This is a genomic window from Enterobacter quasimori (assembly GCF_018597345.1).
In the GTDB taxonomy this organism is placed as follows: Bacteria; Pseudomonadota; Gammaproteobacteria; order Enterobacterales; family Enterobacteriaceae; genus Enterobacter; species Enterobacter mori.
Genome location: NZ_JAHEVU010000001.1, coordinates 1,210,740 through 1,233,521 on the forward strand (window position 1 = coordinate 1,210,740; position 22,782 = coordinate 1,233,521).

21 protein-coding genes are annotated in these 22,782 nt (G+C 56.8%); 16 read left to right on the forward strand and 5 right to left on the reverse strand.

Going from position 1 to position 22,782, the window contains the following annotated elements; genetic code table 11:
* The first annotated feature begins 7 nt into the window (after window positions 1-7).
* The 3 genes from glnP (at window position 8) to ybiO (ending at window position 3,725) form a co-directional block, all read left to right on the forward strand.
* The gene (glnP, locus tag KK102_RS05820; protein ID WP_003858462.1) at window positions 8-667 is read left to right on the forward strand and encodes a glutamine ABC transporter permease GlnP; all 660 of its coding nucleotides are present in this window, start codon (window positions 8-10) and stop codon (window positions 665-667) included.
* The gene (gene glnQ / locus KK102_RS05825; RefSeq protein ID WP_089598967.1) at window positions 664-1,386 is read left to right on the forward strand and encodes a glutamine ABC transporter ATP-binding protein GlnQ; all 723 of its coding nucleotides are present in this window, start codon (window positions 664-666) and stop codon (window positions 1,384-1,386) included. Before glnP ends, glnQ begins: the two co-directional genes overlap by 4 nt.
* 125 nt (window positions 1,387-1,511) lie before the next feature.
* The gene (gene ybiO / locus KK102_RS05830) at window positions 1,512-3,725 is read left to right on the forward strand and encodes a mechanosensitive channel protein (protein ID WP_216357167.1); all 2,214 of its coding nucleotides are present in this window, start codon (window positions 1,512-1,514) and stop codon (window positions 3,723-3,725) included.
* Between the two features lie 47 nt (window positions 3,726-3,772).
* Here the strand turns inward: ybiO and rlmF are convergent, their stop codons facing one another.
* Window positions 3,773-4,684: a 23S rRNA (adenine(1618)-N(6))-methyltransferase RlmF gene (gene rlmF / locus KK102_RS05835; RefSeq protein ID WP_216357168.1), complete on the reverse strand. Its 912-nt coding sequence runs from the start codon at window positions 4,682-4,684 to the stop codon at window positions 3,773-3,775.
* A 243-nt stretch (window positions 4,685-4,927) separates the two neighbouring features.
* Here rlmF and mcbA point away from each other — a divergent pair, with 243 nt between their 5' ends.
* The 3 genes from mcbA to ybiJ all read left to right on the forward strand — a co-directional run bounded on the left by mcbA (window position 4,928) and on the right by ybiJ (window position 6,131).
* Complete coding sequence (gene mcbA, locus KK102_RS05840; RefSeq protein WP_010428903.1) at window positions 4,928-5,191, forward strand: DUF1471 family periplasmic protein McbA; 264 nt, start codon at window positions 4,928-4,930, stop codon at window positions 5,189-5,191.
* A 127-nt stretch (window positions 5,192-5,318) separates the two neighbouring features.
* A complete protein-coding gene (locus tag KK102_RS05845) occupies window positions 5,319-5,585 on the forward strand; it encodes a DksA/TraR family C4-type zinc finger protein (RefSeq protein ID WP_010428900.1) in 267 nt (88 codons plus the stop codon).
* A gap of 285 nt (window positions 5,586-5,870) precedes the next feature.
* Window positions 5,871-6,131 (forward strand): DUF1471 family protein YbiJ, encoded by a 261-nt coding sequence (gene ybiJ / locus KK102_RS05850; RefSeq protein WP_047745329.1) that lies wholly within the window; start codon window positions 5,871-5,873, stop codon window positions 6,129-6,131.
* 113 nt (window positions 6,132-6,244) lie between these two features.
* Here ybiJ and ybiB read toward each other — a convergent pair whose 3' ends face one another.
* Window positions 6,245-7,207 carry a DNA-binding protein YbiB gene (ybiB, locus tag KK102_RS05855; RefSeq protein ID WP_063615832.1) on the reverse strand — a complete coding sequence of 321 codons (963 nt, stop codon included), beginning with the start codon at window positions 7,205-7,207 and terminating at the stop codon, window positions 6,245-6,247.
* Window positions 7,208-7,463: 256 nt separating this feature from the next.
* On the opposite strand from ybiB, the gene KK102_RS05860 reads away from it, so the two are divergent.
* The 5 genes from KK102_RS05860 to KK102_RS05880 all read left to right on the forward strand — a co-directional run bounded on the left by KK102_RS05860 (window position 7,464) and on the right by KK102_RS05880 (window position 12,825).
* Window positions 7,464-8,000, forward strand: coding sequence for a fimbrial protein (locus KK102_RS05860; protein WP_216357169.1), 537 nt, complete (start codon window positions 7,464-7,466; stop codon window positions 7,998-8,000).
* Between the two features lie 69 nt (window positions 8,001-8,069).
* Window positions 8,070-8,744 (forward strand): fimbrial biogenesis chaperone, encoded by a 675-nt coding sequence (locus KK102_RS05865; RefSeq protein WP_216357170.1) that lies wholly within the window; start codon window positions 8,070-8,072, stop codon window positions 8,742-8,744.
* Between the two features lie 27 nt (window positions 8,745-8,771).
* The gene (locus tag KK102_RS05870; RefSeq protein WP_216357171.1) at window positions 8,772-11,315 is read left to right on the forward strand and encodes a fimbria/pilus outer membrane usher protein; all 2,544 of its coding nucleotides are present in this window, start codon (window positions 8,772-8,774) and stop codon (window positions 11,313-11,315) included.
* Window positions 11,316-11,338: 23 nt separating this feature from the next.
* A complete protein-coding gene (locus tag KK102_RS05875; protein ID WP_126543862.1) occupies window positions 11,339-12,325 on the forward strand; it encodes a fimbrial protein in 987 nt (328 codons plus the stop codon).
* A complete protein-coding gene (locus tag KK102_RS05880; protein WP_216357172.1) occupies window positions 12,322-12,825 on the forward strand; it encodes a fimbrial protein in 504 nt (167 codons plus the stop codon). The genes KK102_RS05875 and KK102_RS05880 overlap by 4 nt, the downstream gene beginning before the upstream one ends.
* Here KK102_RS05880 and dinG read toward each other — a convergent pair.
* Together dinG and rhlE are read right to left on the reverse strand one after the other, a co-directional pair.
* On the reverse strand, window positions 12,812-14,989 hold the full coding sequence (gene dinG, locus KK102_RS05885) for an ATP-dependent DNA helicase DinG (protein ID WP_216357173.1): 2,178 nt from the start codon (window positions 14,987-14,989) through the stop codon (window positions 12,812-12,814). The genes KK102_RS05880 and dinG overlap by 14 nt on opposite strands.
* A gap of 97 nt (window positions 14,990-15,086) precedes the next feature.
* On the reverse strand, window positions 15,087-16,472 hold the full coding sequence (gene rhlE, locus KK102_RS05890; protein ID WP_032649426.1) for an ATP-dependent RNA helicase RhlE: 1,386 nt from the start codon (window positions 16,470-16,472) through the stop codon (window positions 15,087-15,089).
* Between the two features lie 207 nt (window positions 16,473-16,679).
* On the opposite strand from rhlE, the gene cecR reads away from it, so the two are divergent.
* Genes cecR through KK102_RS05915 form a run of 5 tightly spaced genes read left to right on the forward strand, consistent with a single transcriptional unit; the run spans window position 16,680 to window position 22,368 of the window.
* Complete coding sequence (cecR, locus tag KK102_RS05895; protein ID WP_216357174.1) at window positions 16,680-17,357, forward strand: transcriptional regulator CecR; 678 nt, start codon at window positions 16,680-16,682, stop codon at window positions 17,355-17,357.
* Entirely contained in the window at window positions 17,354-18,349 is a 996-nt protein-coding gene (gene hlyD / locus KK102_RS05900; protein ID WP_126543488.1) for a secretion protein HlyD, read from the forward strand. The genes cecR and hlyD overlap by 4 nt, the downstream gene beginning before the upstream one ends.
* Window positions 18,342-20,081, forward strand: a complete 1,740-nt coding sequence (locus KK102_RS05905; protein ID WP_216357175.1) for an ATP-binding cassette domain-containing protein — start codon at window positions 18,342-18,344, stop codon at window positions 20,079-20,081. The genes hlyD and KK102_RS05905 overlap by 8 nt, the downstream gene beginning before the upstream one ends.
* On the forward strand, window positions 20,071-21,204 hold the full coding sequence (locus tag KK102_RS05910; protein ID WP_216357176.1) for an ABC transporter permease: 1,134 nt from the start codon (window positions 20,071-20,073) through the stop codon (window positions 21,202-21,204). Before KK102_RS05905 ends, KK102_RS05910 begins: the two co-directional genes overlap by 11 nt.
* Window positions 21,205-21,261: 57 nt before the next feature.
* Entirely contained in the window at window positions 21,262-22,368 is a 1,107-nt protein-coding gene (locus KK102_RS05915) for an ABC transporter permease (protein WP_216357177.1), read from the forward strand.
* Here KK102_RS05915 and KK102_RS05920 read toward each other — a convergent pair.
* The gene (locus KK102_RS05920) at window positions 22,330-22,740 is read right to left on the reverse strand and encodes a YbhQ family protein (RefSeq protein WP_089598953.1); all 411 of its coding nucleotides are present in this window, start codon (window positions 22,738-22,740) and stop codon (window positions 22,330-22,332) included. The two genes, KK102_RS05915 and KK102_RS05920, sit on opposite strands and share 39 nt — an antisense overlap.
* Window positions 22,741-22,782: the final 42 nt, after the last annotated feature.

The window sequence follows — 22,782 nt, forward strand, 5'->3', positions numbered from 1 at the left end:
ATACATCATGCAGTTTGACTGGAGCGCCATCTGGCCTGCCATTCCACTCTTGCTTGAAGGCGCTAAAATGACCCTGTGGATTTCGGTCCTGGGTTTGGTTGGCGGGTTGATTATCGGTCTTGTCGCCGGTTTCGCCCGCACCTACGGCGGCTGGATTGCAAACCACATCGCACTGGTTTTCATCGAAGTGATCCGCGGCACCCCGATTGTCGTACAGGTCATGTTCATCTACTTCGCCCTGCCAATGGCGTTCACCGACCTGCGCATTGACCCGTTCAGCGCAGCCGTCGTCACCATTATGATCAACTCAGGTGCCTACATTGCGGAAATTACCCGCGGTGCGGTGCTGTCGATTCATAAAGGTTTCAGTGAAGCCGGTCTGGCATTAGGCCTTTCCCGTCGCGAAACGATCCGCCACGTTATTCTGCCGCTGGCGCTGCGTCGCATGCTGCCACCGCTGGGTAACCAGTGGATTATCAGCATTAAAGACACGTCGCTGTTCATTGTTATCGGCGTGGCCGAACTGACCCGTCAGGGGCAGGAGATCATTGCGGGCAACTTCCGCGCGCTGGAAATCTGGAGTGCGGTGGCCGTTGTCTACCTGATCATCACTCTGGTTCTGAGCTTCGTTCTGCGTCGTCTTGAAAGAAGGATGAAAATCCTGTGATTGAATTTAAAAACGTTTCCAAGCACTTTGGCCCAACCCAGGTGCTGCACAATATCGATTTGAGCATCAAACAGGGCGAAGTAGTGGTGATTATCGGGCCGTCCGGCTCCGGTAAATCCACCCTGCTGCGCTGCATCAACAAGCTGGAAGAGATCACCAGCGGCGATCTGATCGTCGACGGTCTGAAGGTCAATGACCCGAAAGTGGATGAGCGTCTTATCCGTCAGGAAGCGGGTATGGTGTTCCAGCAGTTCTACCTGTTCCCGCACCTCACGGCGCTGGAAAACGTGATGTTTGGCCCGCTGCGCGTGCGCGGGGCGAGCAAAGCGGCGGCGGAAGCGCAGGCAAAAGATCTGCTGGCCAAGGTCGGCCTGGCCGAGCGTGCGCACCACTACCCTTCCGAGCTGTCCGGCGGCCAGCAGCAGCGCGTGGCGATTGCCCGCGCGCTGGCGGTGAAGCCGAAGATGATGCTGTTTGATGAGCCGACTTCCGCGCTCGACCCGGAGCTGCGCCACGAGGTGCTGAAAGTGATGCAGGACCTGGCCGAAGAAGGGATGACGATGGTGATCGTGACCCACGAAATCGGCTTTGCTGAGAAAGTCGCCTCCCGCCTGATCTTTATTGATAAAGGCCGTATTGCTCAGGACGGTAACCCGCAAGAGCTGATTGCTAACCCGCCAGGGCAGCGTTTGCAGGAATTCCTGCAGCACGTCTCCTGATCCCTCGCGTTACACAGAGCCGGGCCCTGCCCGGCTTTTTTACGCCAGAATGTTCCCAAAAATCCCCCTCTGCGCCTCGACTTCTATACTTATCATTTTGTTCGACATTTTCACCGGAGGGCGCCGTGCCGTGGATCCTGTTGCTGTTGATTAGCCTGTTTAGTGCGCCATCGTTTGCCGTCGCGATCCCCGGCGTCACCACCGGAACCTCCACGGCAAAGGAGAGTACGCCGCCACCGGAGCCCGATGTCGAAAAGAAAAAAGCCGCCTACGGAGCCCTTGCCGATGTGCTGGAAAACGACGCCGCCCGGCAAGAGTTAATCGGTGAGCTTCGTAAAGTCGCCGCCACGCCATCCCAGGAGGCCGTTCCGGCCATCACGCCGCCCCAGGTGGAGGAGCAAAAAACTGTGCTGGAAAACGTCACCGACGTGAGCCGCCACTACGGGGAGGCCCTCTCCTCTCGTTTTGCCCAGCTTTACCGTAACCTGATTGGCTCTCCGCATAAGGCCTTTAATCCCCAGACCTTCTCCACTGCCGTAACGCAGTTTTTAATGCTGGCCGCCGGTGTGTTTATTTTTTACTGGCTGGTGCGCCTGTGCGCCTGGCCGCTGTACCGCAAGATGGGTGTCTGGGGGCGAAAAAAAAACCAGCAAAAAAGCAGCTGGCTGCACCTCCCGGCGATGGTCGCCGGAGCCTTTATCATCGATCTCCTGCTGCTGGCACTGACGCTGTTTGTCGGTCAGGTGCTGGCCGATCGCCTCAATACGGGCAACAAAACCATTGCCTTCCAGCAGGCGCTCTTCCTCAATGCATTTGCGCTCATCGAATTTTTTAAAGCGGTGCTGCGCGTCATCTTTTGCCCGCGTGTGCCTGAACTTCGCCCTTTTAATATTAAGGATGAGAGCGCGAAATACTGGGCCGTGCGGCTAAGCGTGCTGAGCGGCCTGATTGGCTACGGCCTGCTGGTGGCCGTGCCAATCATCTCCAACCAGGTTAACGTGCAGTTCGGCGCGCTGGCGAACGTGCTGATTATGCTCTGTATCACCGTCTGGTCGCTGTACCTTATCTTTCACAATAAAAAGGCGATCACCGAAAGCCTGCTGCATCTGGCCGACCGTTCACTCTCCTTCTTCAGCCTGTTTATCCGCGCCTTCGCGCTGGTGTGGCACTGGCTGGCGAGCGCCTACTTTATTGTGCTGTGCTTCTTCTCGCTGTTTGACCCGGGCAATAGCCTGAAATTTATGATGGGGGCGACGTTCAAAAGCCTGGCGATTATCGGCGTTGCGGCTTTTGTGTCTGGCCTGCTGTCCCGCTGGATCTCGAAAACCATCACGCTCTCACCTCAGGTGCAGCGGAACTACCCTGAACTGCAAAAGCGCGTGAACGGCTGGATGTCGGTATCACTGAAGGTTGCGCGGATTTTGACCGTCTGCGTGGCGATTATGCTGCTGCTGAACGCCTGGGGACTGTTTGATTTCTGGAACTGGCTCCACAACGGCGCGGGTGAAAAAACGGTCGATATTCTGATCCGTATCGCGTTGATCCTGTTCTTCTCCGCCGTCGGCTGGACGCTGCTGGCGAGCCTTATCGAAAACCGTCTGGTGTCCGATATTCACGGCAGGCCGCTACCCAGCGCGCGGGCAAGAACGCTGTTAACGTTGTTCCGCAACGCGCTGGCGGTGATCATCAGCACCATCACCATCATGATTGTGCTCTCGGAGATCGGCGTGAATATCGCCCCTCTGCTGGCGGGTGCCGGGGCGCTGGGGCTGGCGATCTCCTTCGGCTCACAAACGCTGGTGAAGGATATTATTACCGGTATCTTTATTCAGTTTGAAAACGGGATGAACACGGGGGATCTGGTGACCATCGGGCCGCTGACCGGCACCGTTGAGCGAATGTCCATCCGCTCCGTCGGCGTGCGTCAGGACACCGGTGCATATCACATTATTCCGTGGTCATCGATTACCACCTTCGCCAACTTCGTGCGCGGGATTGGTTCCGTTGTGGCGAACTACGATGTGGATCGCCACGAGGATGCGGACAAAGCGAAGCAGGCGCTGCGGGATGCGGTAGAAGAGTTGATGCAGATGGACGATATTCGCGGACTGGTGATCGGCGAACCGTCGTTTGCCGGGATTGTCGGACTGACGAATACCGCATTCACCCTGCGCGTCTCGTTCACCACCCAGCCGCTGAAGCAGTGGACGGTGCGTTTTGCGCTCGACAGCATGGTGAAAAAGCACTTTGATCTGGCGAACGTGCGGATGCCGGTGCAGACGTATCAGGTATTGCCGCCGCCCGCATCGCCGCTCCCACCGCAGGAGCCGACGCTGTAGCCTGGTTGCCGGGGGCGGCTTCGCCTTACCCGGCCTACGGCGGAGTGCTATTTGCGACGTTTGCTATTGTCCAAAAACGTCCAGGCAATAAAGCGGCTCTGTTTCTGGCCCTGCGACATCTCTTTCTTCACCACTTTTACCGCACCGGCTTCGGTCAAGGCGCGGTAAAGCGGCGGCAGGTTATCGCCGCGCGACACCAGCGACGTGAACCACTTCACCTGACGGCCAAACTGTTTACTTTCTGCAATCATGCGCAGGATAAACGCGACTTCGCCCCCTTCACACCAGAGCTCCTGCTGCTGGCCGCCAAAGTTCAGTGCGGCGTCTTCCGCCTGCCCAAGGTTACGGCGCTTACGCTCGCTGCCTGCGCGTGCTGTGGCAGCAGAATCATGGAACGGCGGGTTACACATCGTGGCATCGTACTGTTCGTTCTTATGAATGATGCCGTTGAAGATGGATTTGTCATCTTTCTGACGACGTAAACGGATCGCCCGGGTTAGACCTGGGTTCGCGTTAATAATCGCCTGCGCGCTGGCGAATGCCTCAGTGCCAATTTCACTGCCGGTAAAACGCCATTGGTATTCATGCGCGCCAATGAGCGGGTAAATCAGGTTTGCCCCGGTGCCAATATCCAGGATTGTCGCCTGCTGTGGAACGACGCCATCATTTCCTTCCGCAAGAAGATCGGCGAGGTGATGGACGTAATCTGCGCGGCCAGGCACGGGTGGGCAGAGAAAGCCTTCGGGAATATCCCAGTTCGTCACGCCATAAAAATGGGCCAGCAGCGCTTTGTTCAGCGTCTTGACCGCCTGAGGATCGGCAAAGTTGACCGAGGGTTCACCCGCTGGCGTCTGTACAATAAAGTCCTGCAACTGAGGGCAGCTCAGGCACAGCGCTTTCATGTCATAGCGGCTGTTATGGCGGTTACGCGGGTGCAATCCCGGCTTTTGGGCAGTCATGGCATTCTCCTTTCAACAGCGGCGTAAGATACCCTTTGCGGACCCAACGGTAAATAACTGTCTGCCCAACGCAAAAACACACCGGAAATCAGGCACCTTTATGTCTATGATCTGTCAGCAAATTGTCAATTTACATCGTTCAAAAAATAAGCAGATCATCATCAAATTTTTGCGCTAAATCACACTCGTCAGGCTTCTAAACTTAAAGGGAATCACCTGTTGTTTCCCCCTGAGGATGTGATTATGAAAAGATATATGACCCTTGTTGTCGCGGGTGCACTGGCAGCCGCATCTTTCTCTGCCTGGTCCGTTCAGTCACTGAATGAAAGCACAGACACCAGCCAGCTGCGTGCTGCCGGTACCGTCTCCGTCAGTCGCGCGAGTAACCTTGACGATCTCCAGGATAAGCTGGCTGAAAAAGCACGTCAGGAAGGTGCCAAAGGTTTCGTGGTGAATTCCGCTGGCGGCGATAACCACATGTATGGCACAGCCACCATCTACAAATAACCGTTCGACCTTCCTCCCGACTGCATCTGCCCCAACAGATGCAGTTTTCTTTATTCCCGTCTTGACCGTACGATTTTTAACCCCACATTAGCGTTATGTGTTTTATAAAACCAAACAGGAGAACGCCATGGCTTCCGGTTGGGCAAATGACGACGCCGTAAACGAACAGATCAACAGTACGATTGAAGATGCTGTAGCCCGCGCTCGCGGTGAATTGCCGCGCGGTGAAAGCCTGCAGGAATGTGAGGAGTGTGGCGACCCCATTCCCGAGGCGCGGCAAAAAGCCATCCCTGGGGTAAGGTTATGCATCACCTGCCAGCAGGAGAAAGATTCAAAAAACACTTCACATTCGGGATATAATCGCAGAGGATCGAAAGATAGCCAGTTACGTTGACTTTCCTTTACCTAAGTCAACGGAGCAAGCGAATACGTTTACGCTCACGAATTTTCGTACGTCGCGTAGCAAAATGTGCCCTTCATCTTCTCTCTGTAAAGCGCATCGATAAGAACTGTAAAGCGCCCTTCTGAATTTATTAATATTCAATAACTTATTTGTCATTCAATTTTTTTGATTGACCACGTCAATTCTCTTCGATTTTATCTCTTAAGAAAAACCGTGATACTTATCACATCGACGGAACATCGTCCCTTTATCAGAATAACCTGCGAGAGATTAATTATGAAAACCATCAAATATGCTGTAGCCGCTGTTGCCCTGTCTGCTCTGTCTTTCGGCGCTTTCGCTGTAGAGCCAGTCTCTTCTGCTCAGGCACAGAACATGAATAAAGTGGGTGTGGTAAGTGCTGAAGGCGCGACTACCCTTGACGGTCTTGAAGCCAAACTGGCTGAGAAAGCAGCTGCTGCAGGCGCAAGCGGATACACCATCACCTCCGCTAACGGCAATAACAAACTGAGCGGTACTGCGGTTATCTACAAATAATCGAACGAATTATGCTCCACCCTCACCGTACCCTCTGGTGAGATGCTCCACCCTCATTGACCCTGTTGTTACCCTTTGTTTGCCCGTCCGCCACTGGACGGGCTTTTTTTTGCCTAAAACGACTGCGCGACGCGCTGCAGTCCGGCATCCACTGAGTCCACCTCACCAGTCGCCAGCAAACAGCAGGCCATTTGCAGCCTGATGGCGTGCGGAACGGGGACATTGCCCGCCAGACACTCAACGATCCAGTGCGCGGTGGTGTGCGGATCTTTTGCCTGCGGCAGGGCCACATCCCTGCTCTCTTCCCCTCGTTCAAGCACTGCACGCGAGCCGGCGGAATCAATCAACATGATTTGCGGGCAGCGCAGTGGGTTGGCATACACCTCCCCTTCCGTTCCGTGCATCAATAACGCCCGTCCGCCAATGTCCTCAAAGAACTTGCCAACACGCGTCACGTACTCCGGGTGCGATACGCTGGAAAGACGCAGGGCGGCGTCTTCATCAAACGGCGTGGCCAGTTTCGCCAGCGTGTGGGCACTGTTGCGCACCCCCATACGCCAGCGCATTTCAAGCTGTTTTTCCAGCGGCGGGCAGAGCGCGCGTACCGGTATATAGACTGGCTGATGCCCGTCCAGCTTCGCCTGCGCCTGACCCGCATGCAGGGTCGGTTCGATACCCAGCAGCGCAAAGATCGTTTCCGTCAGCACGCGCGTTGGATCGTCGCTGACGCCGTGTACGACAACCGGGAACCCAAGCTTGTTAAGCAAAATGGCCAGCAGCGGCGTCAGGTTCGCCTGCTTACGTGCCCCGTTATAGCTGGGAATTACAATCGGCATCGGCTTCGTAACGGGCGGCGTTAAGCGCATCGTTTTCGCCTGCACCGCGTCATAAAAACCGCGCATCTCGGCTTCACCTTCACCTTTAATACGCAGCGCGATCAGGATGCCGCCCAGCTCAAGTTCTGGCACATCGCCGTTCAGCATATGGGTGTACAGCGCATGGGCCGTTTCCTGGTCCAGATCACGGGCGTGATTTTTTCCTCGCCCTACCTCTTTGATAATTTTGCGATAATCCACGACTTCTCTCCTGACAGCATCATCTTATTAACAATATAGCCCTGAAGAACGCCTTGCCGTTAGTCTTTTATCAACGACATCAATCTGCTGTTTTTATGACAAAAAATAAACTCAAGCATTTTTTCAATTATTTGTGATTTCTATAGAAGAATCTTGAACATATATTTTTTGATTAAATAACCACCGGAAAGTCATTAAAGGTCAACGGTGAAAACGTCCAGGCAACGTTCGCGCCAGAAACATAGCAGGATTTATTATGAACAAGGTTGCTTTAGGTTTATTGATCGCCGCAGCGGTGGGATGTTCCGCATCCGCATTTGCGGCAAGAAATGGTGAAGGGCAGATTAACTTCACCGGTGAAATTATCGATTCGGCTTGTCAGGTTGTTAATGGGTTAAGCAACCCGTTAAACGTGCAGTTAGGTAAAGTCTCTAAAACGGTATTTACCGGTACAGGATCTACCAGCACATTAACCAAGTTTGATATTCAGTTAACTAATTGCCCGGAAACGGTCACCTCCGCAGCGATTAACTTCGGCGGTACCCCGGATTCAAATAACAATGCTGCGCTGGCGTTAACCCCTGATGTTGATGCGGCAACGGGTGTCGCTATTCAGCTGGTTGATTCCTCAGAACAACCGGTCAGCTTGTATACCCCTTCTCAGCAATATCCATTAACCTCCGGCACGGCGGTTAACGATCTGGAGTTTGGCGCACGCTATATTCAAACGGGATCCGCAATCACCGCAGGCCCGGCTAACTCTGTATCGACCTTCACCGTTATTTATAACTGATCTTATCAATCCTGAGATATTAATGCTTTTGCGAGCATTAATATCTCTTCTATTTATTGAGAAATCTTTATGCGTCATGGTTATTTACTGAGCACACTTTTACTGGTAGCCGCCACTGCACATGCCGGTGTCATTATTAATGGCACACGACTGGTTTACCAGGGAGATAAAAAGGAATCCTCTCTTGGTCTTTCAAATCCAGATGCGACGGATTATCTGGTGCAGTCCTGGGTTGATTCCGGCGGTAAAAACCTGACAAAAGCCCCGTTCCTGATTACCCCACCGCTTTTCCGCCTTGACGCAAAAGAAGATAACGTGCTGCGCGTGGTGCGCACCGGCGGTAATTTACCGGAAGATCGTGAATCCTTGTACTGGCTGAATATCAAAGCCATTCCTTCCTCAAAGCACGTTGAAGGAATCAACACGCTACAAATTGCGATTAATACGCGCATTAAATTGCTGTATCGCCCCTCTGCGGTTAAAGGCAGACCTGAAGAGGTCGCCGATAAGCTTGAATGGCATCGTGAAGGCAACGATCTGGTTGTCAATAACCCAACGCCTTTTTATATGAACTTCCAGAAGGTGACGCTGAACGGCCATAAAGTAGAAAAAGCCACCTGGGCCACTCCTAAAACTGAAACGCACTTTGCATTGCCCGGCAATGTGAGTGGCTCAACCGTCACGTATTCCATTATTACGGATTACGGCAGCATCAGCCAGACATTGTCAAAAGCAGTTAATTAATCACCTGTTCAGATAAAAGAAATCATCATGTACAGCCATAAAAAGCCGTTCACCTGTCGATTTTCTTCGTTGCTGGTCATTTTATGTGGCCTGGCAATGACGATCTTTGCGCAGCAGGCTATGGCTGACGATTATTTCAACCCGGCGTTGCTGGATATTGATAATCCGCAGCAGGGTAAGACTGACCTCTCCGTATACGAAAAAGGGCCCGGGCAAGCGCCGGGTAAATATCAGGTCGCTATTTTTATCAATAATAATAAAATTGATACCCGCGATGTCACATTTAAATTAGAAAAAGACGCCCACGGGGATAATTCACTCCAGCCCTGCTTCTCGTCAGAGGATTTAAAAAGCCTCGGCATTAAAACCCAAAAATACCCGCAGCTGATGGCAAAAGGCCAGTGCGCCGATTTAAACGCCATCCCTGCGGCATCCGCTACGTTTCACGTTCGCAATCAGCAGCTGCTGCTCAGTATTCCACAGCTGGCCCTGAGCAAGGTTCCACGCGGCTATATCGACCCAAAAGAGTTCGACGAAGGGATCACCGCAGGGCTGCTCAATTACAGCGCGACCGCCAGCCAGAGCCACGCACGCCAGAAGGGTGAACAGGATAACAGCAGCCAGTACGTCAACCTGCGCCCTGGCTTTAACATCGGTGCCTGGCGCGTGCGTAACTATTCCACATGGAACCGCAGCACCCAGGGCAAGGAAGAGCAGCAAAAATTCTCCTCCGTTTATACCTATGCCCAGCGCGATATCGTGGCGATGAAAAGCGACCTCACCGTCGGGCAAAGCTCATCGCCTTCCGATGTTTTTGACAGCGTGCCTTATACCGGCGTGGAGCTTAAATCCGACAGCGACATGCTGCCGGACAGCGAAAAAGGCTTTGCGCCGATTATACGCGGCACTGCCCACAGCAACGCGCTGGTGATGGTCCGCCAGAACGGCTATGTCATTTACCAGAACACGGTCGCGCCCGGCGCGTTTGAAATTAACGATCTCTACCCTACCGGCAGCAGCGGCGACCTGCAGGTCACCGTGAAAGAGACCGACGGCAGCGAAAGTCATTTCGTGGTGCCGTATGCCTCCGTACCGGTATTGCAGCGCGAAAAAAACCTGCGCTACAGCGTCACCGCCGGACGTTATCGCTCTTACGACAACGATGTTGAAAAGACCCCGTTTGCCCAGGGCAGCGCGATCTATGGCTTACCTTATGGTGTCACCGTTTATGGTGGCGTTCAGCAAAGCAGCCATTATCAATCCCAGGCGTTCGGTGCCGGGAAAAACATGGGCGATTTAGGCGCGTTCTCCATCGACGTCACCCGTGCGAAAGCCCTGCTAAAGAAGCAGCAGTCGAGCAAAGGCCAGTCCTGGCGCGTGCGCTACAGCAAAGATTTTGCCGGTTCGGGCACCAACTTCTCGCTCGCGGGCTATCGCTACAACAGCAAAGGGTTCTACACCCTGGAAGACACCATGGAGTCTTATACCCGCTCTGACGACTGGTCTGCTCCCCAGCAGCGCCGCGCCCGAACCGAGGCCACCATCGACCAGACGCTGCCAGAAGGCTGGGGGTCCGTCACCCTGAGCATGGTGAAAGAGACTTACTGGAGCCAGAACCAGGACATGAGCTCCATGAGCGTCAGCTACAACAACAGCTGGCACGGGGTGAGCTACAGCCTGAGCTACAGCATGAACAAGAACACCCAGGACAGCGATGAAAACGGCGACGAAGTGACGAACGACAACCAGTTCTCGCTGAGCGTCTCCGTGCCGCTGGACCGCTGGATGCATAACACCTGGGCCACCTACAACCTGAACAATACCAAAGACGGTACCACGCAGAATATCGGCCTGAACGGCACGGCGCTGAAGGAAGACAACCTGAACTGGAATATCCAGCAGGGGCTGAGCAGCACCGGCAGCGGGAACTCGACCAGCATGAACGCCGATTATAAAGCGACCTATGGCGAGGTGAGCGCAGGCGTCAGCCAGGATAAGTATCAGCAGACCGTTAACGTCGGTTTGCAGGGCGGCGTCATTGCCCATGCCAACGGCATTACCCTGAGCCAGCCGCTCGGTGAGACTATCGCGCTGGTGAAGGCGCCGGGAACGCACGGGACGCATATCGCTAACCAGACGGGCGTTGAGACCGATTTCCGCGGCTATACCGTCGTACCATTTGTTACCGCGTATCGTCACAACACCATCGCGCTGGATACCGAAACGCTGCCGGATAACGCCGACGTGACGCACGCGGCGCAGGTGGTGACCCCAACACGCGGCGCCGTGGTGCGCGCCAGCTTTAACACCCGCGTGGGCAATCGCGTGCTGATGACGCTCACGCACAACGGTAAACCGCTGCCCTTCGGCGCAACGGTGACCACTGAGGATAAGGACAGCGAATTTATCGTTGGCTCCGATGGCCAAACGTACCTCTCCGGTCTTCCCGCACGCGGAAAACTCTCCGTTGCGTGGGGTGACAATGCCAGCGAACAATGCATCGCGCAGTACGCGCTGGCTGAAGAGAGAGATAAATCCGGCATTATTACCGCTGCCGCACCATGTCAGTAATGCACTGGCTGAGACGAAAGATGATGCAAATCGTTAAACAGAGTTTTTTATTGTTAGTGCTGGGAATATCCGCATTTTTCATGCCGCACGCGAAAGCGTCATGCACGTCACCGGATATGCCGAAGATGATTGATGTGGCCTCCATCTCTGTTCCCACCTCGCTGGCCGTTGGCGCGACCATTCCGGGTTCAGAGCAGACAGTACACGTTGCCGGGAATTGCTCCAGCACCTACAGCCCGGGGATGGAAATAGTGGCTTGCTATTATGGTTCCGGTTCAGAAATACCGGGCCTGCCGGGCGTATACGACTCTGGTGTCGCCGGGATTGGTATCGCCCTGATGAACGATCAGGGGCAACGCATCCAGGGGGCCGGTGGCGTCCACTGTGATTCCCGGAATACGCCAGTGGGGTATCTCTCTTCAGACGGACAGCTCTCGTTCAATTTTGACGTGACTCTGGAGCTGGTGAAAACCAGCTCCACGGTGTCCTCTGGCTCCCTTTCTCAGGCTCAGACGGAGTTTGGGCTTGGCGTTTACAATCAGGAGGGCATAGGCAGTCCGAACACCATTTCCTATTCGGGTAACGTCACGTTCAACGAAGTCACCTGCTCCGTTTCGCCGAAAAGCCTTACCGTAACGCTGGGCGATTTCCCGGTCAGCGACTTCACCGGGGCAGGAACCCTTACGTCGCCTCAGGCGTTCGACGTTACCGTCAACTGTAACGACACCGTGCAACCCGAAGTCATGGTTTCCAGCGCAAACGGTTATGAAACAGATTTTCCCGGCGTCATCAAACTCACTCAGGAGAGCGGCGTAGCAACCGGTGTTGGGGTGCGCATGATGTTCGATGGGGAAATTGCCAACTTTGATATTTACAAAAATACGGCGGCTATTGCCCAAGCGAATATTCCACTGACGATCCCGTTTGAGGTTGCATATCAACAAACGGCAGCCAGCGTTACCCCCGGCACAGCAAACAGCATTGCCACGATTACGTTGGGATATAAATGAAAAAAATCACCTTACTGCTACTGGCAGGCCTTCTCACGCAGGCGCATGCCGATGAGATCGCGATCCAGATGAGAGGCAATATCATCGCCAATACCTGCTCGGTAGACAGCGCCAGTCAGAATTTGACCGTCGATCTGGGACAAGCCGCCTCCAGCGATTTTAAGGATGTGGGGGATACCGGGGAGTGGAAGAATTTTGACCTTACGCTGTCAAAATGCCCGTCCACCACCACGCTCGCCACCGCGACCTTTAACGGCCAGGCAGACAGCGCACACCCGACGAAATTTGCCAGCACGGGCACCGCCGGCGGGCTGGCGCTGGAGCTGGCAGACCGCCTGGATCGCATTACGATTGCCCCGCAGGCGAGCTTCAGCGCCCTGGTTAATCAAAGCGATCATACCGTCGATTTCCCACTCGCCGCGCGCTACTACGCCACCTCCATGCCCGTCAGCGCCGGGACGTTCAGCAGCGTAGTGCAGGTGACCTTCACTTACCAGTAGGACCGCGCCCCTTAGCACGGATGCTTTTTTTACGCCCGGCGGTCAGTGTTGCCGGGCGTTTTTTTACCTCCGGCACCTCCGGCTGTTCGATCGGGAAGATCGGCAGCGCGTTGAGCAGCCGCTGGCCGTAGTTTTTGGTAAGCAGCCGTTTGTCATAAATCACCACCTCGCCCCAGCAGCCGTGGCTACGAATAAGACGCCCCACCTGCTGAATCAGGTTAAACGACGCCGCGGGCAGGCTTTGTACCTCAAACGGATAGCGGTTCAGGCTTTTCAGCCATTCGCCTTCGGTGATCACCACCGGGCTGTCGATGGGCGGAAAGGCGATTTTATGAATATGCACCTGCGTCAGGTAGTCGCCCTTCAGATCCAGACCTTCGGCAAACGACTGCAGCCCCACCAGCACGCTGCGCTCGCCGCTATCAATGCGCTTGCGGTGCGTTTCCACCAGCCGGTAGCGCGGCTGATCGCCCTGTACCAGCAGGAGTAAACGCAGATCGGTGACGTGCTCCAGGAAGCGCTGCATCGCGCGCCCGCTGGCAAACAGCACCAGCATGCCGGGATACTTTTTACTCTCGACCTGCTCGCGGAAGTAGGCCGCCATCTCAGCGATGTGCTGCTCCTCGTTGTCGATGAGCGGCTCGAATTTCATGCGCGGGATCACCAGCTTGCCCTGCTCGCAGTGGTTAAACGGCGAGTCCAGCGCGACAAAACGATCGCCCGCTTTCTCTTTTAGCCCGCTCATTTCCTGCAGCCTTGAGAAACTGTTCAGGGAGCGCAGCGTGGCGGAGGTCACCACCACGTGCGGCACGCTGCGCCAGATGAGCTTTTCCAGCTGATCGGCCACGCGGATGCCCACGCAGTGGAAAAAGAGGTGCACCTGCCCGTCCCGCTCTTCGCGGGTGGCCCATTTGGTGACCGGCGCGCCGGACGCCTGCGCCATCGAGGCCAGCCGCCAGAGCTTGCTCTGCGCTTCGAACATGCCGAGCGCACGGTTCATCTGCAGCAGGATGCGGTGCAGACGCACCACGTCATGTGAGCCGGTTTTCTCGCTCAGATCGTTTAAGAACATCTCCGCCAGCCCGCGCAGCTTTTCGAGATGCTTCGCCAGCTGCTGGCAGATCTCCATCACCTCGTCCGGCAGCTCGCCCATCGCAAAGCGGTGTTCGGCTTCCTGCGTTTGCGGAAGATAAAGATTCAAAATGTTGTTGAGCGAGGCAATCAGGCTGTAGACCTCTTCGCAGTGGTCGCTCAGCCGCTCCGGCACCGCCAGCGGCGGCGTGGTTTTCGGGCGAAACTGCTCCATACAGGTGGCGACAAGCTTGCAGAAGAGATCGAGCTGCAGGCGGAACCAGGGCGCGGTAATTTCCGCGCTCATCTCCAGCGCGTCCCGCGCCACGTCCGGCAGATGGTGGCCTTCGTCGAGCACCAGCAGCAGGTTTTTGGGTTCCGGCAGCACCGCTTCGCTCTCCAGCGCGGCCATCACCAGCGCGTGGTTAGCCACCACCACTTCCGCCTCCTGAATTTCGCGTCGGGCGACGAAGAACGGGCACTCGCGGTAGTAGTGGCAGTTGCGGTTCAGGCAGCTGGCTTTGTCCGTGCTGAGCCTGCGCCATAGATCGTCGCTGATGGCCTTATCGGTATGATCGCGCAGGCCGTCCCACTTATAGCCGTCAAGATCGACCTTGAGCGTGGCGCAGAGCTCCTGCTCGGCCTTGTTGTTCGGCGTGAGATCGTCGTCGAGGAAGGCCAGCAGATCCTGCTGCGTCGCTTCGCTGCTGGCCAGCCCCGCCAGGTTTCGCGGACACACGTAGCGCCCGCGTCCAAAGGCGGCGGTAAAGCGCAGGTCGGGGATGATTTTGCGCAGCAGCGGTAAATCTTTGCTGAAGATCTGATCCTGCAGCGCCACGTTGGCGGTGCTGACCACCAGCGTTTTGTCCTCTTCCCGCGCAATCGCGATGCCGGGAATGAGATACGACAAGGTTTTCCCGACGCCGGTTGGGGCTTCAATCGCCAGATGTCGCCCGTCGTCCCCGGCGAGCGTTTTGGCCACGTCAGCAATCATCTGCCGCTGCGGCGCTCGGGGGATAAAGTCGGGGATCTGCTGTTGTAGCGCCTTATACCATGCGCCAATTTGCGCCTTGAGCGCAGCGGTTAAAGCCATTGGAAAACCTGAAATACTGTATAAACAGCCACTATTGTGGCACTTTCTCTTCGCTGCCGCAAAAAGAAAAGCCCGGCTTTACGACCGGGCTTCCAGATTACTGCGGGTTAGCAGGCTTGCGCGGGCGGCGTCGACGCTGCCCTTCCCCTGCAGGTTTCCCTTCGCCGCTGCGCCACGGGTTTTCACCCGCCGGTTTGCTGTCGTTGTTACGACGCGGCGGTTTGCCGGATGATTTCGGTGCGCCACCTTCTGCACGACGCGGCTGCTGGCCGCGACCGCCGCCGCCCTGGCCACGTCCACCGCCGCCCTGACGACCGTTCTGAATCGGCTCGGCTTTGATCGACGGATCCACTTCGTAGCCCGGGGTTTCGATGCGCGGGATCTCTTTCTTCAGCAGGCGTTCGATGTCGCGCAGCAGCTTGTGTTCATCCACGCAGACCAGAGAAAGCGCTTCACCGGTTGCCGCCGCGCGGCCGGTACGACCGATACGGTGAACGTAGTCTTCCGGCACGTTTGGCAGCTCGTAGTTCACCACGTGCGGCAGCTCTTCAATGTCGAGGCCACGGGCGGCGATGTCGGTTGCCACCAGCACGCGGATGTCGCCGGACTTGAAGTCCGCCAGCGCGCGGGTACGTGCCCCCTGGCTCTTGTTGCCGTGGATCGCCGCGCTGCGGATGCCGTCTTTATTCAGCTGCTCCGCCAGGTGGTTGGCGCCGTGCTTGGTGCGGGTAAAGACCAGCACCTGCTGCCAGTTGCCCTGGCCGATCATCTGGGAGAGCAGTTCCCGCTTGCGCTTTTTATCAACAAAGTGCACGTGCTGCGTCACCTGCTCGGAGGCGGTGTTGCGGCGCGCCACTTCCACTTCCAGCGGGTTATGCAGCAGCTTTTCCGCCAGCGCCTTGATCTCGTCGGAGAAGGTCGCGGAGAAGAGCAGGTTCTGACGACGCGGCGGCAGCTTGGCCAGCACGCGACGAATATCGTGGATGAAGCCCATGTCGAGCATGCGGTCGGCTTCGTCCAGCACCAGAATTTCAATGCTATCGAGCTTCACCGCGTTCTGGTGTTCCAGATCCAGCAGACGGCCCGGCGTTGCCACCAGCACGTCCACGCCGCCGCGCAGCTTCATCATCTGCGGGTTGATGCTGACGCCACCGAACACCACCAGCGAGCGAATGTTGAGATAGCGGCTATAGTCACGCACGTTCTCGCCAATCTGCGCGGCCAGCTCGCGGGTTGGGGTGAGGATCAGGGCACGAACCGGACGGCGGCCTTTGGCATGCGGCTGATTTTTTACCAGCAGCTCTAACAGCGGCAGCGTAAAGCCCGCGGTTTTACCGGTGCCGGTCTGGGCGCTGGCCATCAGGTCACGCCCCTGAAGCACGGCGGGAATAGCCTGCTGCTGGATTGGGGTTGGCTCAACGTAGCCCTGCTCTGCGATCGCGCGCAGAATTTCCGGGTTCAGGCCAAGGGAATCAAAAGACATAAAAACTCCGAACCGCCCCGACCGTCACAGGTGTAGTTTTCAGGGAGATATAACGAATAGGGGACGACAAAAACCACAATGTCGCGAAGGGGCGGAGTGTAGCAGCTTTTGTGACGTGGCGCATAAAATATCCCTCCGCATTCCCTCGACGTTAGCGTGAATCAGGCATAATCTTAATCAATCGATTGATTAATTTTTAATGCCGCCATGAATACGACACCCACCACAACCAAAGGTGAACAGGCCAAAAGCCAGCTTATTGCCGCCGCGCTGGCGCAGTTTGGTGAGTACGGGCTGCACGCGACCACGCGCGATATCGCCGCGCTGGCCGGGCAGAATATTGCGGCCATTACCTACTATTTTGGCTCAAAAGAGGATTTATATCTCGCCTGCGCCGAGTGGATCGCCGAGTTTATCGGCACGCAGTTTCACCCGCACGTGGAAGAGGCCACCGCGCTGCTCGGCCAGCCGTCGCCCGATCGCGCCGCCGTTCGCCAGCTGATCCTCACTGCCTGCCACAACATGATCCGCCTGCTGACGCACGACGATACGCTCAACCTGAGCAAGTTTATCTCCCGCGAGCAGCTCTCCCCCACTGCCGCCTATCAGCGGGTACACGATCGGGTCATTGCCCCGATGCATACCCACCTGACCCGGCTGATCGCCGCCTATACCGGGCGCGATGCCAGTGATACCGAGACAATTTTGCATACCCACGCCCTGCTGGGTGAAATCCTTGCCTTCCGTCTGGGCAGAGAAACGATCCTGTTACGCACGGGCTGGACACAATTTGATGAGGATAAAGCCGAGCAGATTAGCAAGGTGATCGCCTGTCACGTCGATCTGATCCTGCAAGGCTTAACGCAAAGGAGCCTGAAGTCATGAAAAAACCTGTCGCCATCGTTCTGGTGGTTGTTGTGTTGCTTGCCGCAGGAATCGGTGGCTGGCTTTGGTATCAGAGCCAGCAGGATAAAGGCCTGACGCTGTACGGTAACGTGGATATCCGCACGGTAAACATGAGCTTCCGCGTGGGCGGACGTCTCGCCTCGCTGAGCGTTGACGAAGGCGATGCCATCAAAAGCGGGCAGACGCTGGGGATGCTGGATAAAGCGCCCTACGAGAACGCGCTGATGCAGGCCAAAGCGGGCGTCTCCGTGGCTCAGGCGCAGTATGAACTGATGCTGGCAGGCTATCGCGACGAAGAGATCGCCCAGGCCGCCGCCGCCGTTAAACAGGCGCAGGCCGCCTACGACTACGCGCAGAACTTCTACGCGCGTCAGCAGGGGCTATGGAAAAGCCGCACCATTTCCGCTAACGATCTGGAAAATGCGCGCTCGTCCCGCGACCAGGCGCAGGCGACGCTGAAATCCGCACAGGATAAATTAAGCCAGTACCGCACCGGTAACCGCGCGCAGGATATTGCCCAGGCGAAAGCCAGCCTTGAACAGGCACAGGCGCAGCTGGCCCAGGCGGAGCTGGACCTGCGCGACACCACGCTCATCGCACCGTCCGACGGCACGCTGATGACCCGCGCCGTAGAGCCGGGCAGCATGCTCAGCGCGGGCAGCACCGTCTTAACGCTCTCCCTGACCCGCCCGGTGTGGGTACGCGCTTACATTGACGAGCCGAACCTTGGGCAGATGCAGCCGGGCCGCGAATTGCTGCTCTATACCGATGGTCGCCCGGACAAGCCGTATCACGGTAAAGTGGGCTTTGTCTCCCCTACCGCCGAATTCACGCCGAAAACCGTTGAAACACCGGACCTGCGAACCGACCTGGTGTATCGCCTGCGCATCATTGTCACCGATGCGGACGACGCGCTGCGTCAGGGTATGCCCGTAACCGTAACAGTCAGCGACGGGGAACGACATGAATGACGCGGTTATCCAGCTCAATAATCTGGTCAAACGCTTTAAGGGAATGGACAAACCGGCCGTCGCGCCGCTGAACTGCACCATCCAGAAAGGCTACGTGACCGGGCTGGTCGGCCCGGACGGCGCGGGGAAAACGACGCTGATGCGGATGCTGGCGGGGTTGCTCAAGCCGGATGAAGGTACGGCCAGCGTGCTCGGTCTTGACCCGATAAAAGACGACGGTGCGCTCCACGCCATGCTCGGCTATATGCCGCAGAAGTTTGGCCTGTACGAAGACCTGACGGTGATGGAAAACCTGAACCTGTACGCCGATCTGCGCAGCGTCACCGGCGAAACGCGGCAGAAAACCTTCGCCCGCCTGCTGGAGTTTACCTCCCTCGGCCCGTTCACCGACCGGCTGGCGGGCAAGCTTTCCGGCGGGATGAAGCAAAAGCTGGGGCTGGCCTGTACGCTGGTCGGCGAGCCAAAGGTGCTGCTGCTGGACGAGCCCGGCGTGGGCGTTGACCCGATTTCTCGCCGTGAATTGTGGCAGATGGTGCACGAGCTGGCGGGCGACGGGATGCTGATCCTCTGGAGCACCTCCTACCTCGACGAAGCGGAACAGTGCCGGGATGTGCTGCTGATGAACGAAGGCGAACTGCTCTATCAGGGCGAGCCGACGACGCTCACGCAGAGCATGGCCGGGCGCAGCTTCCTGCTGCATAGCCCGCAGGAGTCCAACCGGAAACTGCTGCAGCGGGTGCTCAGGCTGCCACAGGTGAGCGACGGTATGATCCAGGGCCGCTCGGTGCGCATTATTCTCAAAAAAGAGGCCACAACCGACGACATTCGCCAGGCGCAAGGCATGCCTGAGATCGAGATAGAAGAGACCGCGCCGCGCTTTGAGGACGCGTTTATCGACCTGCTGGGCGGCGCGGGTACGTCAGAGTCGCCGCTTGCCGCCATTCTGCATACGGTGGAAGGCACGCCGGGCGAAACGGTGATCGAAGCGAAATCCCTCACCAAAAAGTTCGGGGATTTCGCCGCCACCGATAACGTCAATTTCGCGGTTAAACGCGGCGAGATTTTTGGCCTGCTTGGACCAAACGGCGCGGGAAAATCGACAACCTTTAAGATGATGTGTGGCCTGCTGGTGCCGACCTCCGGCAAGGCGCTGGTGCTGGATATGGATCTGAAAGTCAGCTCCGGCAAGGCGCGCCAGCATCTCGGGTATATGGCGCAGAAGTTTTCGCTGTATGGCAACCTGACGGTCGAGCAGAATCTGCGCTTTTTCTCCGGCGTGTACGGCCTGCGCGGGCGCGCGCAGAACGAAAAAATCCGCCGCATGAGCGACGCCTTCGCGTTAACCAACATTGCGTCCCACGCCACCGACGAGCTGCCGCTCGGCTTTAAGCAGCGGCTGGCGCTGGCCTGCTCGCTGATGCACGAGCCGGATATTCTGTTTCTGGATGAACCCACTTCCGGCGTGGATCCCATTACCCGCCGCGAGTTCTGGCTGCACATCAACAGCATGGTGGAAAAAGGGGTGACCGTGATGGTGACCACCCACTTCATGGACGAGGCGGAGTACTGCGACCGCATCGGGCTGGTGTATCGCGGCAAGCTGATTGCCCACGGCACGCCGGACGACCTGAAAAACCAGGCTGCCGATGATAAGGTCCCGGACCCGACCATGGAGCAGGCGTTTATCACCCTCATCCACGACTGGGATAAGGAGAATGCCCATGCGCAGTAATGCCCTTTCCTGGCGCCGGGTGCGCGCCCTGTGCATTAAAGAGACGCGTCAGATCGTGCGTGACCCCAGCAGCTGGCTGATTGCGGTGGTGATCCCCCTGCTGCTGCTGTTTATTTTTGGCTACGGCATTAACCTGGACTCCAGCAAGCTGCGGATCGGGATTTTGCTGGAGCAGCAGAGCGAAGAGGCGCTGGACTTCACTCACGCCATGACCGGCTCGCCCTATATTGACGCCACCATCAGCGACAACCGGCAGGAATTGATCCAGAAAATGCAGGCCGGGAAAATTCGCGGTCTGATCGTCATTCCGGTGGATTTCGCCGCCAATATGGCACGGGCGAATACCGATGCGCCGATCCAGGTGATCACCGACGGCAGCGAGCCGAATACCGCGAACTTCGTGCAGGGCTACGCGGAGGGGATCTGGCAGCTCTGGCAGATGCAGCGGGCGGAAGATCGGGGCGAGACGTTTGAACCGCTGATCGATGTGCAGACGCGCTACTGGTTTAACCCCGCCGCCATCAGCCAGCACTTTATTATTCCGGGCGCGGTGACGATTATCATGACGGTAATCGGCGCGATACTGACCTCGCTGGTCATCGCCCGCGAGTGGGAGCGCGGCACCATGGAGGCGCTGCTCTCTACCGAAGTCACGCGCGTCGAGCTACTGCTGTGTAAGCTCATCCCCTACTACTTCCTCGGCATGCTGGCGATGCTGCTCTGTATGCTTGTCGCCGTCTTTATCCTCGGCGTGCCGTATCGCGGCTCGCTGGTGGTGCTGTTCTTTATCACCAGCCTGTTTTTACTCAGCACGCTGGGCATGGGGCTGCTCATCTCCACCATCACCCGCAACCAGTTTAACGCCGCGCAGGTGGCCCTCAATGCCGCCTTCTTGCCGTCGATTATGCTTTCCGGGTTTATCTTCCAGATCGACAGTATGCCTGCGGTGATCCGCGCCGTGACCTACATCATCCCGGCGCGCTACTTCGTGAGCACCCTGCAAAGCCTGTTTCTGGCGGGAAATATTCCGGTGGTGCTGATTATCAACACCCTGTTTTTGATGGCGTCGGCTGTGATGTTTATCGGGTTGACGTGGATGAAAACGAAAAGAAGATTGGATTAGCCATCGGATTTTGTAGGTCGGGTAAGCGCAAGCGCCACCCGACAGGAGGACGACGCGATGTTTCACCGATTATGGACGTTAATACGCAAAGAGCTGCAATCCCTGCTGCGCGAGCCGCAAACCCGCGCCATTCTGGTTTTGCCGGTGCTGATCCAGGTTTTACTGTTCCCGTTTGCCGCCACCCTTGAGGTGACCAACGCCACCATTGCCATTTACAACGAAGACAACGGCAAACATTCCGTCGAGCTAACGCAGCGCTTTGCCCGCGCGAAGGCCTTTACCCACATTCTGCTGCTGAAAAGCCCGCAGGCGATCCAGCCCACTATCGACACGCAAAAAGCGCTGCTGCTGGTGCGGTTCCCGGCGGATTTCTCGCGCAATCTGGATACCTTCCAGACCGCGCCGATGCAGCTGATCCTCGACGGGCGTAACTCCAACAGCGCCCAGATCGCAGCGAACTATCTGCAGCAGGTGGTGAAGGATTACCAGCAGGAGCTGATGGAGGGCAAACCGAAGCCCAACAACAGCGAGCTGGTGGTGCGCAACTGGTACAACCCGAATCTGGACTACAAGTGGTTTGTGGTGCCGTCGCTGATCGCCATGATCACCACCATCGGGGTGATGATCGTCACCTCCCTGTCCGTCGCCCGCGAGCGCGAACAGGGCACGCTGGATCAGCTGCTGGTCTCCCCGCTCGCCACCTGGCAGATTTTCGTCGGCAAAGCGGTGCCCGCGCTGATCGTCGCGACCTTCCAGGCCACCATCGTGCTGGGCGTGGGGATATTTGCTTACCAGATCCCGTTCGCCGGTTCGCTGGCGCTGTTTTACTTCACGATGGTGATTTACGGGCTGTCGCTGGTGGGGTTTGGACTGCTGATTTCGGCGCTATGCTCGACGCAGCAGCAGGCGTTTATCGGGGTATTCGTCTTTATGATGCCGGCGATTTTGCTCTCGGGTTATGTTTCCCCCGTCGAGAATATGCCGGTGTGGCTACAGGATCTGACGTGGGTAAACCCGATTCGACACTTTACGGATATCACCAAGCAAATCTATCTGAAGGATGCGAGTCTGGACATTGTCTGGGGAAGTTTGTGGCCGCTACTGGTTATCGCGGCCACGACGGGATCAGTGGCGTACGCGATGTTTAGACGCAACATTGCGTAGCTTTTTCTCTTTGGTGAGTAAAGAGACAACCGCAGGCCCTGCGAGGATTGCCAGACCCGCCAGGGCCAGCAGCAGGTTGTTTTGCAGCACGCGCGACAGCAGCCAAAGAACAATCATCGCGGCACCAAAATACCAGGTGGTGGTGAGCTCTTCGAGCACATCACCCACTTCACGCCAGCGCGCCTCGTGGTGACGCTGTAAAAACAGCATCGACAGCACGGTGACGCCGTAAAGCACGCATAGCCCCAGACCAACATGCACCAGGGTGCCGCTCATCCAGCCCATCACCAGTACGGCCACGACCAGTAAATGCAACATTATCTGCCAGCAACTTAAACCCGTTGCGACACGAACACGTTGTTGCCACTTCATGGCATCTCTCCTGAAGGATTTTTCTCTGCTAGTTCAGACTAC

What these genes read in the sequence shown, in the direction of transcription:
- KK102_RS05870 (WP_216357171.1), top strand. Translation starts at nt 8,772, where the DNA reads ATGTACAGCCATAAAAAGCCGTTCACCTGTCGATTTTCTTCGTTGCTG.
- ybiJ (WP_047745329.1), top strand. Translation starts at nt 5,871, where the DNA reads ATGAAAACCATCAAATATGCTGTAGCCGCTGTTGCCCTGTCTGCTCTG.
- glnP (WP_003858462.1), top strand. Translation starts at nt 8, where the DNA reads ATGCAGTTTGACTGGAGCGCCATCTGGCCTGCCATTCCACTCTTGCTT.
- KK102_RS05845 (WP_010428900.1), top strand. Translation starts at nt 5,319, where the DNA reads ATGGCTTCCGGTTGGGCAAATGACGACGCCGTAAACGAACAGATCAAC.
- KK102_RS05865 (WP_216357170.1), top strand. Translation starts at nt 8,070, where the DNA reads ATGCGTCATGGTTATTTACTGAGCACACTTTTACTGGTAGCCGCCACT.
- KK102_RS05905 (WP_216357175.1), top strand. Translation starts at nt 18,342, where the DNA reads ATGAATGACGCGGTTATCCAGCTCAATAATCTGGTCAAACGCTTTAAG.
- rlmF (WP_216357168.1), bottom strand. Translation starts at nt 4,684, where the DNA reads ATGACTGCCCAAAAGCCGGGATTGCACCCGCGTAACCGCCATAACAGC.
- KK102_RS05875 (WP_126543862.1), top strand. Translation starts at nt 11,339, where the DNA reads ATGCAAATCGTTAAACAGAGTTTTTTATTGTTAGTGCTGGGAATATCC.
- KK102_RS05920 (WP_089598953.1), bottom strand. Translation starts at nt 22,740, where the DNA reads ATGAAGTGGCAACAACGTGTTCGTGTCGCAACGGGTTTAAGTTGCTGG.
- KK102_RS05915 (WP_216357177.1), top strand. Translation starts at nt 21,262, where the DNA reads ATGTTTCACCGATTATGGACGTTAATACGCAAAGAGCTGCAATCCCTG.
- rhlE (WP_032649426.1), bottom strand. Translation starts at nt 16,472, where the DNA reads ATGTCTTTTGATTCCCTTGGCCTGAACCCGGAAATTCTGCGCGCGATC.
- cecR (WP_216357174.1), top strand. Translation starts at nt 16,680, where the DNA reads ATGAATACGACACCCACCACAACCAAAGGTGAACAGGCCAAAAGCCAG.
- dinG (WP_216357173.1), bottom strand. Translation starts at nt 14,989, where the DNA reads ATGGCTTTAACCGCTGCGCTCAAGGCGCAAATTGGCGCATGGTATAAG.
- KK102_RS05880 (WP_216357172.1), top strand. Translation starts at nt 12,322, where the DNA reads ATGAAAAAAATCACCTTACTGCTACTGGCAGGCCTTCTCACGCAGGCG.
- hlyD (WP_126543488.1), top strand. Translation starts at nt 17,354, where the DNA reads ATGAAAAAACCTGTCGCCATCGTTCTGGTGGTTGTTGTGTTGCTTGCC.
- KK102_RS05910 (WP_216357176.1), top strand. Translation starts at nt 20,071, where the DNA reads ATGCGCAGTAATGCCCTTTCCTGGCGCCGGGTGCGCGCCCTGTGCATT.
- KK102_RS05860 (WP_216357169.1), top strand. Translation starts at nt 7,464, where the DNA reads ATGAACAAGGTTGCTTTAGGTTTATTGATCGCCGCAGCGGTGGGATGT.
- mcbA (WP_010428903.1), top strand. Translation starts at nt 4,928, where the DNA reads ATGAAAAGATATATGACCCTTGTTGTCGCGGGTGCACTGGCAGCCGCA.